We start from the raw sequence: 14,290 nt of genomic DNA, 5'->3' as shown, positions 1-14,290 counted from the left end.
CTCGACCTGGGAGGGAGAAGTTTGCAATGTGCACTTCGATCAAATTGTTGCTCGGTAATCGCCTGCTGCTGGCGATGCTCGCCTGTACCGGCTTGATGTTCTCGTCTTGGGCCTCTGCCAGTGTGGTGATAACCGGAACGCGGGTCATCTATCCGAGCAGTGTCACCGAAAAAACGGTGCAGTTGAGCAATCAGGACTCATACCCGAACGTGGTACAGGCCTGGGTCGACGTCAATGATCCCGATTCGACACCGGACAAGACTGATGCGCCATTTCTGGTGACGCCGCCGATGTTCCGCATGGAGCCCAAGACTGGCCAGAGCCTTCGCCTGGTCTACACCGGCAGCGGCCTGCCACAGGACAGGGAGTCGGTCTTCTATCTCAACGTTCTGCAGATTCCGCCGCGCAACGAAGCCTACAAGGACCAGAGCCAAATGTTGGTGATGTTGCGTAATCGGCTGAAGTTGTTCTATCGCCCCGCCGGTATTACGGAAAAACCGGAAAGCGTGGTGAAGAGTTTGCGCTTCAGTCTGAAACAGCAAGGCGCTGGTTGGGGGGTCGAAGTCGAAAATCCGACCGGTTATTTCGCTTCGTTCAGTGAAGGAAAGTTGGTGGTCAATGGCCATGAAACGTTGCTCGAAACCAGCATGGTTTCTCCCAGGTCGCAAGCCATATGGGAACTGCCAAAGAGTTTTTCGCTGCCTGCGGGGCCTGTCAGCATTCGTTGTCTGCTGGTGAATGATTACGGGGCGGAGATCAAGCTGGATCAAGAGGTCTCGCGCTGAACATGGCCGCTATAATCAAGGACCGGCAGCGCCCGGTAGTTCCATTCGTGCTCAATCGTTTGGCGCCGGTGGTTGCGGGGTTGTCGTTGTTATTGCTCGTGGAGTTTGCCCACGGCTCGGATCTGCTGGCCTATCAGTTCGATGACAACATGCTGCTGGGATCCTCTTCCGGACAATTGTCGCGCTTTAATAATCCGGACCAGTTCGACCCCGGCGTCTATAACGTCGATTTGTTCGTCAACGGCGCCTTCATTTCCCGGCAGTCCGTAGAATTTCGCCGGCGGGATCTGGAAAGTGGTCCGGTGACCGTTCCTTGCCTGAGTGACAGATTCCTGGTTCGGGACGCGCGCGTATTGCCCAACAAGCTGGTGACGACGCCATCCTCCGCGTCGCAGGAGCCGGCGGGCGACGCCCAACTGAGTTCCGAGTCCATCTGCAAGACCCTGGGCGAACGCGTGCCGGGCAGCGCATACAAGTTCGATGTCGCCGCGCTGCGCCTGGATCTTTCGATTCCCCAGGCGCTGATGGACAACAAGCCGCGAGGTTCTGTCAGCACCGACGAGCTCGATGCCGGTTCGACGATGGCATTCGTCAACTATGACAGCAGCTATTACCGCTCTCGCTACACCGGTCAGGGCGGGGCGACGTCCAATTATGGCTACCTGGGCCTCAACTCAGGTATCAACCTCGGTCTCTGGCGCTTCCGCCAGCAAGGGACTTACCGCTATTCTGACTATGGCGGGGAGACCACCCGTAGTTACAACGCCATCCGGACTTATGGACAGCGCGCGCTGCCCAGCCTGCGTAGCGAGATGACCGTCGGCGACAGTTACACGCCGGGCAGTCTCTTCAGCAGTCTGGCTTACCGGGGTGTCCAGCTCGCCACGGACGACCGCATGTTGCCGGACTCGATGCAGGGATACGCTCCCCAGGTGCGGGGAACGGCTTCGACCAACGCACGGGTCATTGTCAGCCAGAACGGCCATGACATCTACGAGACCACCGTGGCGCCAGGGCCTTTCGTTATCGATGACCTGGGTGGGACCAGCTACCAGGGTGACCTGGATGTGAGGGTCGTCGAGGCCGATGGCCGGGTATCCACCTTCACCGTGCCTTTCGCCGCGGTTCCCGACTCCATGCGCCCAGGGCAGTCGCGCTACAGCGCTACGCTTGGCCAGGCCCGCTATTACGATGACGATACCCAGGACCTGTTCGGCGATGCGACCTATCAGCGCGGCATCAGCAACAGCCTGACCGCGAACCTGGGGGCGCGTGTGGGCGATCGCTACCTGGCGTTCCTCGGCGGCGGGGTGCTTGCCACCGAGCTGGGTGCCTTCGGCTTCAATACCACCTTCTCCGACGCGACGGCGGAAAATGATGAGCGCAAGCAAGGGTGGCGCGCCGAGGCAACCTATAGCCGTACCTTCCAGCCGACCGCAACGACGCTGAACCTTGCGGGATACCGTTATTCCACGGATGGCTTCCGCGACTTGAGCGACGTGCTCGGTGTGCGCCATGCGGAAAAGGAAGGCACCAATTGGATGTCGACCACCTATCAGCAGCGCAACCAGTATCTGCTCAGCGTCAATCAGTCCCTGGGCGGTCTGGGCAGCCTTTATATCTCCGGTTCGACCGCCGACTACTACGACGGCAGCAGCCGCGATACGCAGCTGCAGTTCGGTTACACGAATACCTGGCGCGACCTGGCTTACAACCTGTCCTATACGCGGCAGAAGTCGGTGCACTACAACCCGAACTACAACAACGATCAACTGCCGGACTACATCACGCGCGACGAATCCCGCAATACCTACGACGACAGTGTGGTGATGCTGGCGCTGTCGTTGCCGCTGACGTCCGATAGCAACTCGCCGTATCTCTCCAGTTCGATCTCCCATCGTTCCGGCGACAGCAAGGGCGAAACCTACCAGAGTGGCCTGAGCGGCACCCTCGGCGAGGCTCGCACCACCAGCTACAACCTCAGTGCATCGCGTGACTCCGAGGATCACACCACGGGCTGGGGCGGCATGCTGCAACAGCAGATGCCTTCGGCGACCGTGGGTGCCACCTACTCCCAGGGCAACGGCTACAAGCAAGGCAGCGTCAGTGCCCGAGGCGCCGCCGTTGTGCATAGCGGCGGGGTCACCCTGGGACCCTATCTGAGCGATACCTTCGGCCTGGTCGAAGCCAAGGGGGCTACCGGTGCGACAATCCGTGGCGGGCGTGGCGCGAAGATCGATGGTTCGGGGTATGCCCTGGTGCCGTCCTTGACGCCTTATCGCTACAACCCCGTCGGCCTGGACCCACAAGGCATCGACAAACAGGCTGAGCTGGTTGAAACCGACCGTCAGGTTGCGCCCTATGCGGGGGCCATGGTCAAGCTGCAGTTCAAGACCCTGACCGGTCACGCTTTGTTGATCCGGGCGCTGCGGGCCGACGGTTCGACTTTGCCGCTCGGCGCCAATGTCCGTGACGCTAAGGGCGTGAACATTGGCATGGTTGGGCAGGGCGGGCAGCTCTACGCAAGGGCGGAAGGGACCCGTGGATATCTTCTGGTGCAGTGGGGCGACGCGGCGGATGAAAAGTGCCAGTTGGCCTATGACCTCACCGGTCAGCCATCCGATCAAGCGCTGGTTCGTCTTCAGGCTACCTGTACGCCAGTCACCTCATGAAGTGGGACCTCTCCATGGCAACCATTCTGAATAAAATTCTGAAGCTTCGTTTTTGGCCATTGGGCCGCGCCGTCAGGCTCATGCTGTGTGCGCTGTTGCTGGGGATCGGTATGGCCCGCCCTGCACTGGCGACTTGTTATCTGGTCTACAGTTCGAGCAATACTCCGGGGAATAACCAGATTCTGCCCAGTGAAGGAGTGGCTATCAGCTGGCCGGGCGCCTGCGATACCTGCAGCGGCAGTCTGGGCTTGCCGTCCGTCGTCGACGTCACCAGTTCGACCTTCCAGCCTTATGGCACGCTCCTGGCCAGTTCGACTGTGCCCTTCTCGACCTATGGCCAGCCAGGCGGCTATAACGCCGAGACCGTGTTTGCCCGGTGCCAAGCCAACGATGCCATTTATGAGATGTACTCCACCAACGGCGACAACCTCTACAGCGGCTGGTATCCCGATGGTGATTCCAACGGCAACACCTTGGGGCTCCAATCCGCCTATCGTACCGCGTGGCCGAACGTGCTCCTGCGTTTGACCAATCTCTCGACCGGACAGTACATCACCTACACGTGGCAAGAGCGGCCATTGAAAGGGTTGGATGTGGATTCGCGAGGGTATGTCCTGATTAAGGCGAAGAATCTAAGTGCGGTTCGGGCGGAGTTGTTCAGCGCGCCCCTGGAGTCCAGTGTCGGATTTCCCTTCAGCGCGACCGCCAAGTCGCAGCTCTATAATTACAGCCAGCCTGCGGCATATATCGCCCTGAAGGGGCCGGGACTGAGTTATCCGAATGTCGGTCAACCGCACTCGGGGGGAAACTGGAACGGCTGGTATTCTTATTATCCAGGCGCTATCAGTCTGTATAACAACGTGACATTGAAACGCTACCAGACTTGTTCGGTAGTGAATATCACGCCGGTAGTCATGTTCCAAACCATCTCGGTGGAGCAGTTGAATGCCGGAGTGAAGCGGGGCCAGCCCTTTAGTATCCAGTTCAATTGCCAAACGGGCGCCACGGTCAACAGCACTGCGGTCAACTCGACTGCACTGGGGATCAAAGCCTCTCCCGGCTCGGTGGCGGCATCGTCGCGGCTGGGATTGATAAATGCCAACGGTGGGCTGAGCTATCTGGTCTCCGATACCTACGGACAGCCGGATATGGCGGCGGGGGTAGGCATTCGCATCTATCGGAACAACGTTCCGATCAATCTGCTGGTCAATGAGAACTCGGCCAACGGAGCCTCCACCGCCAACGCTCAGGGCTGGTATCCCGCTGTGGGGCCTGCTACTCAGTTGCTTGGAACGTCTGGCGGCGTTAACCAGTACACAGAAGACTTCAGTGCGAGCCTGGAAAAGCTCAGCATCGGCACCCAACCTTCAGTAACGCCGGGCAAGGTGAAAGCCACTGCGCAGTTGATTATCCGTGTCCAATAGTCCGAGGATGCGCCGTCGCTTGCTCTGCGGCCTATTTTACGGGCTGGTGCTGTTCGCCAGTGCGCTGGTTCAGGCCGGCGTCACCACGGAGCGGACACGGGTTATCTTTCCGGCCGGCAGCAATGAGGTCAGCCTGAGGGTCGCCAATATCAATCCGTACCCAGTGATGGTTCAGACCTGGATAGACGACGGCGCACTGAACTCGACGCCGGACAAGTCCATCTCCGCTTTCATGCCCCTACCGCCGGTTTTTTCGTTGCTCCCCTCGGAGCATCGAACCTTGCGCCTTCTTTATACGGGCGAGCGCATACCCAGCAATCGCGAGTCCGTGTTCTGGCTGAACGTCTATGAAATTCCACCCACCGGCATGGATGCCCGGCAAACGCCCGAGCAACAGCGTCTGATAGTCGCCATGCGGACACAGATAAAACTCTTCTATCGCCCCTCGGAACTCCCCATGAAAGCGGTGCAGGCGGCTGGAAAACTGACTTTTTCCTTGCGTGCCGCAGACCAGGCCATGGTGTTGAGGATCGAAAATCCCACTCCGTACTACGTGACGCTCAGCGGTCTCGCCATTCGTCAGGGAATGAAGCAGCAGTCGATCATGGGCGACATGATTGCGCCCTTATCGTCATTGGAGTTGCCCGTCGCGGACTTGGTCGTCGGGCAGCGTGGGGAGGTTCTCTTCAACTGGATCGATGACGATGGAAACGCCCAAGACGCGAGTGCGGTGCTGCAGTAACCGCCGCTGCCCAGACCGGCTCGGTTAGCGTCCGATCTTCCGGCCGTCTGTCACTGGCTACTGCGCAAGCGTTGCAGCAGCAGGGGCGTCGGATAGCCGTCCTCCGGCCACGCGACGTATTGTTGGTAGGCACGCACCGCCTTGCGCGTATTGGCGCCGATGATTCCGTCGGCCGTTCCGGCCTGGAAGCCCTGGCGCGTCAGCTGCTGCTGCAGTTCGATCCGCTCGGAGCGGGTGAGCGGCGTATCTCCCCGTGGCCAGCTTCCCGCCAGTTGGCCTCCGCCCTTGAAGCTGTCCGCCAGCAGGCCCACGGCCAGGGCATAGGACGTGGAGTTGTTGTACTTGAGGATGGCGCGGAAGTTGTCCGTCACCAGGAAGGCCGGGCCGCGGTAGCCGGCCGGCAGCAGCAGCGAGGCGCTGGCCTGCGGTTCTCCTGGCAGGGGGCCGGCCGCCGGCTGTACGCCAAGGCGTTGCCATTCGCTGATGGGCTTGCGGATATCCATGTCCGCCAGGGCATAGTCGAAGTCCGGCGGCAGGCGTACCTCGAAGCCCCAGCTTTGTCCGCGTTTCCAGCCGGAGGTGCTCAGGTAATTCGCCGTAGAGGCCAGGGCATCGGTGGGCGAGCCCCAGATGTCGCGGCGGCCGTCGCCGTCGAAGTCCACGGCGTAGCGGTTGTAGGTGGTGGGGATGAACTGGGTCTGGCCCATGGCGCCGGCCCAGGAGCCGATCATGTTGCTTGCTGGCACGTCGCCGTGCTGGATGATCTGCAGCGCAGCGATCAGCTGGTCACGGCCGAAGTCCGGGCGGCGGCCTTCGTAGGCCAGGGTGGCAAGTGAACGGATCACGTTCTTGCTGCCCATCTGCTGGCCGAAGTTGCTTTCCATGCCCCAGATGGCCACCACGGCTTCGCGGTCGACGCCGTAGGTGTTGTCGATGCGTTGCAGTGCCTCGGCGTTCTGCAGCAACTGGTCCTGGCCATTGCGCACTCGCGCTGGGGAGACGGCGCTTTCCAGATACTGCCAGACGGGGCGGGTGAACTCGGGCTGGCTGCGGTCGGCGGTCACCACCGAGTCGTCTGGCTCGATGCCCTGGAACGCCGAATCGAACGTCTGTGGGCTGATGCCGGCGGCGAGTGCCTGGACGCGGAAGCCGTCGCGCCACTGGGCGAAGCTTTGCGTAGGTTGCGCCTGCACGCTGGCGGCGGAGTCCTTGGGCGGCGGCTCCGTGCAGGCGGTCAGCAGGCCGAGCGAGGCCAGGGTCACGGCGACGAGCAGGCAGCGTTGGCCGATAACAGTTGGAACGGGCTTGCGCATTGCTCTCCTCGAGTATTGGCAGGCGAGCGGCCACCATAACATGGCCACTGTGACGCGTCTGCGGCGGGCAGAAGCGGGGGTTGTAGGGTTGGATGGCTGCGCAGGACGAAAATTCCCGTATCGGGTTTTTACCTGTCGGGTGGTGGCAGCTTGTTTTGTAGGAGCGGACTTTGTCCGCGATGGCTATACGGGACCGGCCTGCCGGCCGGATCGCGGACGGAGTCCGCTCCTACGGGAGTCGCGGCACTTACTGCTTGGGCTGGACCCCGGTTTCCTGGTCGACCTTGGGGGCGCTCTGGCTCAACTCCTTGAGCATCTCGTCGTAGGCGGCGCAGTCGTCCGGACGCTCTTCGCTGGAGCGAGCCTTCTTCATTTCGGCGAGTTTTTCGTTGAGCTTCTGCGCGCGCTGGGGATCGCTGCGGGTGACTTCGGTGACCTTGGCGGCGACTTGCTTGCCCTTGGCCTCGGCTTCCTGGTCGGAGCAGAAGGCATGGGCATGGAGGCTGAAGGGCAGGATGAGGATGGTGGCGATGAGCGGGGCTTTCATGGCAGGACCTCCAGGGGCGTGGCTGTCCGGTTGAAAGCTAGAGGGCGGGGTGGTTCAGCTTTTCCGACGTTTCAGGCCGCCAGAAGCGAAGAAGCCTCCCAATTGTGGGAGGCTTCGCGGCGGTAGCTGCCTTTGCCTTTGAGGGGCGTTTCCTGGCGGCTGCGGAACAGCGGTTGCGCGACCAGGGATTTGGCCTTGTTCGGCCGTTTGGATTTCTTCGCCATCATGATGTCCTCATCGATACCGGCCCTTTGCCGGCGCGCGCATGTTCTGCCTGATTGGCACGCTTGTCCAATACCTTTGGTCAGTCGGCGGATGGGCCAAGGCCCGATGGCGGCTATCGGGGCTACTCTGGCTGCGGTGAGTTTTTTGACGCCATAGACAAGAACGAGGACAAGGGCGATGAAGTTTCTCTGCATGATCTACTTCGACGAGCGCAAGGCGGCTGAGCTGCCGGAGGCCGAGCTGCGAGGCATCGTCGACGACTGCATGACCTACAGCGAACAACTGCGGCGCAGCGGCAACTACATCGCCGCCCATGCGCTGCTACCCACGGTCACCGGCAGCACATTACGTGGCCAGGGCGACAAGCTGGCGATCACTGACGGGCCGTTCGCGGAGACCAAGGAGCAGCTCGGAGGCTTCTACCTGATCGAGGCCAGGGACATGGAGGAAGCCCAGCGCATCGCCGCAAAGATTCCGCCGGGACGCCTGGGCTGTGTGGAGGTGCGGCAGGTGCGCGAGTGGGAGTAGCGCCGACGGCGTTTGCCTTCGGCTTTTTGTAGGAGCGAGCTTGCTCGCGAATGACCGCGCTGAAGCCTCGTGGAGGTGGGAGCCTGTCGCTGTAGGGTCTAACGCTGTGGCGTTAGACGCTGTTAGCGAGCAGGCTCGCTCCTACAGGTTGGGGTTTGGCGGTAGTCTTGGCTTTAGGCCGATGGCAGGCTGATGCGCTGTCCGGCGACCAGCAGGGCCAGGCGGGCGAGGCTGCTCCAGGCATTGCCCGGCGCCTGTCCCTTGATCTGTGCGTCGATCAGTTGGGCGTCCTGCAGCATCTGGTTCCAGCGTGGCGCGGTGTGCCGTTGCAGGGCCTTGCTCATCAGTGGGCGGCGTTTGTCCCAGATGGGCGGGCGGGCCTGGCTGAAGGCCTTGTCCAGGGGAACGCCCTGGCTGAACTGCTGAGCGAGGCTGGCCAGCACGCGGATCTCCCGGGCCAGGGCCCAGAGAATCACCGGCGGCTCCACGCCTTCGCCGCGCAGGCCTTCGAGCATGCGCAGGCAGTGGGCGGCTTCGCCATTCAGGGCGGCATCGATCAGGCCGAACACGTCGAAGCGCGCGCTATCGGCGACCGCCGCCTGGACGGTGGCGGCGTCGATCTGCTGACCATCGGCCAGCAGCTTGAGCTTTTCGATTTCCTGAGCGGCGGCCAGCAGGTTGCCCTCCACCCGAGCGGCGATCAGGTCCACCGCTTCCTGGCTGGCGGCAAGGCCGGCCTGGGACAGGCGCTGGCGAATCCATTGCGGCAACTGGTGCACGTCGATGGGCCAGATCTGGATGAACTGGGCGACGTCGCCGTCGATCAGGGCCTTGGCCCACTTGGTCTTCTGCGTGCTGCCATCGAGCTTGGGCAGGCTGACCAGCAGAACGGTGTCCTCCGGCGGGCGCTGCAGGTATTCCAGGAGGATGGCCGCGCCCTTGTCGCCGGGCTTGCCGGAGGGCAGGCGCAGCTCGATCAGGCGCTTTTCGGCAAACAGTGAAAGGCTGGCGCCGGCTTCGAGCAGTTGGCCCCAGTCGAAGTTGGCTTCGGCGTTGAATACCTGGCGTTCACCGAAATCACGCTGGCGGCAGGCCGCGCGAATGGCGTCGCAGGCTTCCTGGCAGAGCAGCGGCTCGTCACCGCTGACGACGTAGACGGAGGCGAGGTTGCCCTGCAGGTGCTTGGCGAGTTGTCCGGGATTGAGCTTCATGATGAAAAAGGGGCCGGATCGTCCGGCCCCTGCATGTCACTCGGATTTCGGGAATTCGATCGGCGACTGCTGCGGCTGCGCCTTGGCGGCGTCGTCCGCGGCCTTCTGCGCATCCGCTTCGGCCTTGGCCTTGGCGTCGGCCTTGCGCTGCAGTTCATCCAGCTGGGCCGGGGTGATCATCTGCAGGCGCATGGCCATCTGCTGGACCAGGTCGCGGCGCATTTCTTCGCGGATCTGCGCGGCTTCCTGATCGGAGCCGACCAGGTTGTTCTCATCCTGTACGTAGACCTTGCGCACCTGGACCTGGCCGTTCAGCAGCAGCAGGTTGTTGGTGCCGCGGATTTCGTAGTCCAGGGTGTTGGTCAGCTGGTTCTCCGCGCTGCGTGCGGAGCTGGTGTAGCTGACGGTACGGCTGGTCACGTCCTCGCGGGCGAGGATGACGTGGTAGGGCGCGCGGGAAACGACTTTCACGCCGCTGCCTTCGAGAACCTGCTGGAGTTGCGTGACCGTTTCGCCGTAGGCGTTGCGGGCGGTCAGGTCGACTTCCTTGAGCGCAAAGTTCGTATCGCCCAGGCCGCGCAGTTGGAAACCGCAGGCGCTCAGCACGCTGGCCAGGCCGATCAGCGCGAGGCTGGTCAGGATACGTTTCATCAAGCTTCCCTCACTCCTGTTGATCCGGGGTGCCCGTGGCCAAGGTGCCACGGGCGAATAGGTCTTTTCCAGCGTCGTTTTCAGTTGGCCACGATGTTGACCAGCTTGCCCGGAACCACGATCACCTTGCGGATGGTCAGGCCGTCGGTGAAGCGCAGTACGTTCTCGTTGGCACGAGCCAGGGCTTCCACTTCTTCGCGGCTGGCACTGGCCGCCACTTCGATGTGACCGCGCAGCTTGCCGTTGACCTGTACCACCAGTTGCAGGCTGTCCTGCACCAGGGCGGCTTCGTCGACCTGCGGCCAGCTGGCGTCGATCACGGCGCCGTCCTTGCCCAGTTCCTGCCAGATCACGTGGCAGATGTGCGGGGTGATCGGGGCGAGCAGCAGGGTGACGCTCTCCAGGCCTTCCTGCAGCAGGGCACGGTCGGCGGCGGATTCGGTCGGGGCTTTTTCCAGCACGTTCATCAGGGTCATCACGGCGGCGATGGCGGTGTTGAACTTGTGGTGCTGGCCCACGTCCTGGCTGGCCTGGCGGATTGCCAGGTGGATGGAACGGTGGATGGCCTTCTGCGCATCGTCCAGGATGGACTTGTCCACGGCGCCCGCAGGACCTGCGTTGACGTGGGACTGGGCCAGACGCCAGACGCGGCGCAGGAAGCGGCTCGCGCCTTCGACGCCGGAGTCGGACCACTCCAGGCTCATGTCCGGCGGCGAGGCGAACATCATGAACAGACGGCAGGTGTCGGCGCCGTAGGCGTCGATCATGGCCTGCGGGTCAACACCGTTGTTCTTGGACTTGGACATCTTCTCGGTGCCGCCGATTTCCACCGGCTGGCCGTCGGTCTTCAGGCGTGCGCCGATGACCTTGGCCTTGGCGTCACGCTCGACTTCCACGTCGGCCGGGTTGAACCAGTCCTTGCTGCCGTTGGGGTTGGTACGGTAGTAGGTCTCGGCCACCACCATGCCCTGGGTCAGCAGGTTCTTGAACGGCTCGTCGGAGTCGATCAGGCCTTCGTCGCGCATCAGCTTGTGGAAGAAGCGCGCGTAGAGCAGGTGGAGGATGGCGTGCTCGATGCCGCCGATGTACTGGTCGACCGGCAGCCAGTAGTTGGCGGCCTTCTTGTCCAGCATGCCGTCTTCGAACTGCGGGCAGGCGTAGCGGGCGAAGTACCAGGACGACTCGACGAAGGTGTCCATGGTGTCGGTTTCGCGCTTGGCCGGCTGGCCGCATTTCGGGCAGCTGCAGGAGTAGAACTCGGGCATCTTGGCCAGAGGCGAACCGGCGCCGTCCGGCACCACGTCCTCGGGCAGGACCACCGGCAGCTGGTCGGCCGGGACCGGCACGTCGCCGCAGGCGTCGCAGTGGATGATCGGGATCGGGCAGCCCCAGTAGCGCTGGCGGCTGATGCCCCAGTCGCGCAGGCGGAACTGGGTGCGTGCCTGGCCCAGGCCCTTGGCGGCGAGGTCGGCGCCGATGGCGTCGAACGCGGCCTGGTAGCCGAGGCTGTCGTACTTGCCGGAGTTGACGGTGACGACGCTGTCGTCCTTCAGGCCGTACCATTCTTTCCAGACGGTCGGTTCGAAGTCGTTGTCGGCACCGACCTGGGCGATCACCTGCTTGATCGGCAGGGCGTACTTGTTGGCGAACTCGAAGTCACGCTCGTCGTGGCCCGGAACGGCCATCACGGCGCCTTCGCCATAGGTCATCAGCACGTAGTTGGCGATCCACACCGGCAGCTTCTCGCCGGTCAGCGGGTGCTCGACGAACAGGGAAGTGGCGACGCCTTTCTTCTCCTGGGTGGCGATGTCGGCTTCGGCGACGCCGCCGCGCTTGCATTCGTCGATGAACACCTGCAGCGACGGATCGCGCTGGGCGGCCAGGGTGGCCAGGTGGTGCTCGGCGGCCACGGCGACGTAGGTGGCGCCCATCAGGGTGTCCGGACGGGTGGTGAAGACCTTCATCTGGCCGGCTTCGCCGATGGAAGCCTGGTCATAGGGGAAGGCGATCTCCATGCCGCGGGACTTGCCGATCCAGTTGCGCTGCATGGTCTTGACCTGCTCGGGCCAGCCCGGCAGGTCGTCGAGGCTGGACAGCAGCTCTTCGGCGTAGGCGGTGATCTTGAAGTAGTACATCGGGATTTCGCGCTTCTCGATCAGCGCGCCCGAACGCCAGCCACGGCCGTCGATGACCTGCTCGTTGGCCAGTACGGTCTGGTCCACCGGGTCCCAGTTCACGGTGCCGTTCTTGCGGTAGATCACGCCCTTCTCGAACAGGCGGGTGAACAGCCACTGCTCCCAGCGGTAGTAGTCCGGCTTGCAGGTGGTGACTTCGCGGGACCAGTCGATCGCCAGGCCCAGGCTGTTCAGCTGGGACTTCATGTAGGCGATGTTGTCGTAGGTCCAGGCCGCCGGTGCGACGTTGTTCTTCATCGCGGCGTTTTCCGCCGGCATGCCGAACGCGTCCCAGCCCATCGGCTGCAGGACGTTCTTGCCCTGCATGCGGTGGTAGCGGCTGATTACGTCACCGATGGTGTAGTTGCGCACATGCCCCATGTGTAGCTTGCCGCTCGGATACGGGAACATCGACAGGCAGTAGAACTTCTCCTTGCCGGCGACTTCGTCGACGCGGAAGGAGTTGTGTTCGTTCCAGAAGTTCTGGGCCTGGGATTCGATCTCGAGGGGCTGATATTGCTCGTGCATGGCGCGATTTGAACCTGTACGGAAAAGAAGTGTGCAGCCAGGGAGGTCGAGTGGCCCTCCGCTCAACCGACCCCTGAAACGACATGGGCCCGGTGGCTACAGAAAGCCTCGTAGCATACATGACCCCTCCCCGAGCCGGTAGCCCGCGCCGTTTGTCGCACGCTCGGTGTGGCGCGGGGTGGGCCGCTAAGCTTTGCCTGAAGGCGGGAGGTTTCCGCCTGTCTTGAGGTGACTGATGGCTGAGTTGCATCGCACAAGTGCTTCGGGTTCGGGTCTGTATGAACGGTTGCTGCAACGACTGGCGCTGGCCCTGGATGAGGCCGATACCGCCGAACGTTTAAGGGATGAGTGCCCTGTCGAGTTGGAACTGCGCGGCTTGAGCAGTGCGGAGATGGAGTTGATCCGCGCCTACCTCGATCAGGATGTGAACTGGCTGCGCGGCTGGCACGCCGCTGCAGAGGAATTGGCGCTACTGGAACAGGGGCCCGCACGGGCCTCCCGGCCGCCGCGCCACGTTGCCCCGCCCAGCAGCCGCCCGCGGCTGATCGGGCGCCCGCATACGCAGCAGTTGCAATGCGCGTTGTGCGGCACGCCGGTGGCCTGGAGCCGCAGCCAGGGTGTGTTGCCCTGCTCGTCCTGTGGTTCCCAGTTGTTCCGCAACGCGAAAGCGCGCGGATAGCGCGGTGATCCGTTAGGCTTGGCGCTCGACAAGGAGTCGCCAATGCCGTTTCGCTACATTCTCAAACAGATTCTGATGCCGCCGGGACTGCTGCTTCTGCTGCTGCTCCTGGCGTTTGTCCTGCGCCGGCGTTTTCCCCGCTTCTCCATCCTGTGCTTCTTCAGCGGTTTCCTCGGCCTATTGGCGATGAGCCTGCCGGTAACCGTGGAGTGGGGCGCGCGCCTGCTGGAGCAACAGGCGCCGCTGAAGCAGGCGGACTGGGCGGGGCTGGCGCAGCGCGCCGATGCCATCGTGGTACTGGGTGCCGGCCGGATGCGCGGCGACCGCGCCTGGGACGAGGACCAGCCCGGCCTGATGGCCTACGAGCGGCTGCGCTACGCCGCTCGCCTGGCCAAGGCCAGTGGCTTGCCGGTTCTGACCTCGGGTGGACTGCACTACGGTGCGCCGCCCTCGGAGGCCTACATCATGGCCCGCAGCCTGAGCGACGACTATGGCGTCGCGGTGCGCTGGCAGGAGGGGATGAGTCGCACCACCTGGGAGAACGCCCAGCTCAGCGCACCCCTCCTGCGCGAAGCGGGCATCCGACGCGTGGTCCTGGTGACCCACGCGACGCACATGCCGCGTGCGCTGTGGAGCTTCGAGCATGCAGGATTCGAGGTGGTGCCGGCACCGGTGGGGTATATCGGCGTGGACAACGCCCGGCCGCTGGGTGGCTGGCTGCCGGAAGGGCGGGCGGTCTGGCAGAGCGAACAGTTGCTCAACGAGGCGATCGGGTTGGTGGGGTATCGGTTGTTCTATCGATGATGCCAGG

General features: G+C 63.0%; 13 protein-coding genes. 7 read left to right on the top strand and 6 right to left on the bottom strand.

What is annotated here, in order from left to right:
- Positions 1–26: 26 nt before the first annotated feature.
- The 4 genes from J5M67_RS07390 to J5M67_RS07375 all read left to right on the top strand — a co-directional run bounded on the left by J5M67_RS07390 (position 27) and on the right by J5M67_RS07375 (position 5,623).
- A complete protein-coding gene (locus J5M67_RS07390) occupies positions 27–785 on the top strand; it encodes a molecular chaperone (protein ID WP_243434554.1) in 759 nt (252 codons plus the stop codon).
- A 2-nt stretch (positions 786–787) separates the two neighbouring features.
- The gene (locus J5M67_RS07385) at positions 788–3,457 is read left to right on the top strand and encodes a fimbria/pilus outer membrane usher protein (protein ID WP_207884662.1); all 2,670 of its coding nucleotides are present in this window, start codon (positions 788–790) and stop codon (positions 3,455–3,457) included.
- Positions 3,458–3,537: 80 nt separating this feature from the next.
- The gene (locus tag J5M67_RS07380; protein ID WP_243434562.1) at positions 3,538–4,881 is read left to right on the top strand and encodes a fimbrial protein; all 1,344 of its coding nucleotides are present in this window, start codon (positions 3,538–3,540) and stop codon (positions 4,879–4,881) included.
- A 7-nt stretch (positions 4,882–4,888) separates the two neighbouring features.
- Positions 4,889–5,623 (top strand): molecular chaperone, encoded by a 735-nt coding sequence (locus tag J5M67_RS07375; RefSeq protein WP_207884660.1) that lies wholly within the window; start codon positions 4,889–4,891, stop codon positions 5,621–5,623.
- A 50-nt stretch (positions 5,624–5,673) separates the two neighbouring features.
- Here the strand turns inward: J5M67_RS07375 and J5M67_RS07370 are convergent, their stop codons facing one another.
- From J5M67_RS07370 to arfA, 3 genes are all read right to left on the bottom strand, one after another.
- Positions 5,674–6,936 carry a lytic murein transglycosylase gene (locus J5M67_RS07370; RefSeq protein ID WP_207884659.1) on the bottom strand — a complete coding sequence of 421 codons (1,263 nt, stop codon included), beginning with the start codon at positions 6,934–6,936 and terminating at the stop codon, positions 5,674–5,676.
- Between the two features lie 247 nt (positions 6,937–7,183).
- Positions 7,184–7,483, bottom strand: coding sequence for a hypothetical protein (locus tag J5M67_RS07365; RefSeq protein ID WP_207884658.1), 300 nt, complete (start codon positions 7,481–7,483; stop codon positions 7,184–7,186).
- 71 nt (positions 7,484–7,554) lie between these two features.
- Positions 7,555–7,707 carry an alternative ribosome rescue factor ArfA gene (gene arfA / locus J5M67_RS07360; RefSeq protein WP_207884748.1) on the bottom strand — a complete coding sequence of 51 codons (153 nt, stop codon included), beginning with the start codon at positions 7,705–7,707 and terminating at the stop codon, positions 7,555–7,557.
- A gap of 178 nt (positions 7,708–7,885) precedes the next feature.
- On the opposite strand from arfA, the gene J5M67_RS07355 reads away from it, so the two are divergent.
- Positions 7,886–8,236, top strand: coding sequence for a YciI family protein (locus tag J5M67_RS07355; RefSeq protein WP_207884657.1), 351 nt, complete (start codon positions 7,886–7,888; stop codon positions 8,234–8,236).
- A gap of 173 nt (positions 8,237–8,409) precedes the next feature.
- Here J5M67_RS07355 and holA read toward each other — a convergent pair whose 3' ends face one another.
- The 3 genes from holA to leuS form a co-directional block, all read right to left on the bottom strand.
- Positions 8,410–9,447 carry a DNA polymerase III subunit delta gene (gene holA, locus J5M67_RS07350; RefSeq protein WP_207884656.1) on the bottom strand — a complete coding sequence of 346 codons (1,038 nt, stop codon included), beginning with the start codon at positions 9,445–9,447 and terminating at the stop codon, positions 8,410–8,412.
- A gap of 36 nt (positions 9,448–9,483) precedes the next feature.
- Positions 9,484–10,098: an LPS assembly lipoprotein LptE gene (gene lptE / locus J5M67_RS07345; protein WP_207884655.1), complete on the bottom strand. Its 615-nt coding sequence runs from the start codon at positions 10,096–10,098 to the stop codon at positions 9,484–9,486.
- Between the two features lie 80 nt (positions 10,099–10,178).
- Positions 10,179–12,800 carry a leucine--tRNA ligase gene (leuS, locus tag J5M67_RS07340; protein ID WP_207884654.1) on the bottom strand — a complete coding sequence of 874 codons (2,622 nt, stop codon included), beginning with the start codon at positions 12,798–12,800 and terminating at the stop codon, positions 10,179–10,181.
- Between the two features lie 235 nt (positions 12,801–13,035).
- Here leuS and J5M67_RS07335 point away from each other — a divergent pair, with 235 nt between their 5' ends.
- Both J5M67_RS07335 and J5M67_RS07330 read left to right on the top strand, forming a co-directional pair.
- The gene (locus J5M67_RS07335; RefSeq protein WP_207884653.1) at positions 13,036–13,479 is read left to right on the top strand and encodes a hypothetical protein; all 444 of its coding nucleotides are present in this window, start codon (positions 13,036–13,038) and stop codon (positions 13,477–13,479) included.
- A 42-nt stretch (positions 13,480–13,521) separates the two neighbouring features.
- A complete protein-coding gene (locus J5M67_RS07330) occupies positions 13,522–14,283 on the top strand; it encodes a YdcF family protein (protein ID WP_207884652.1) in 762 nt (253 codons plus the stop codon).
- The last annotated feature ends 7 nt before the right edge of the window (positions 14,284–14,290 follow it).

Origin of the sequence: Pseudomonas sp. 30_B (assembly GCF_017491605.1) — a bacterium.
GTDB lineage: Bacteria > Pseudomonadota > Gammaproteobacteria > Pseudomonadales > Pseudomonadaceae > Pseudomonas.
The sequence above is the reverse complement of the archived record's forward strand: the minus strand, read 5'-3'. Positions and strand labels throughout refer to the sequence as shown.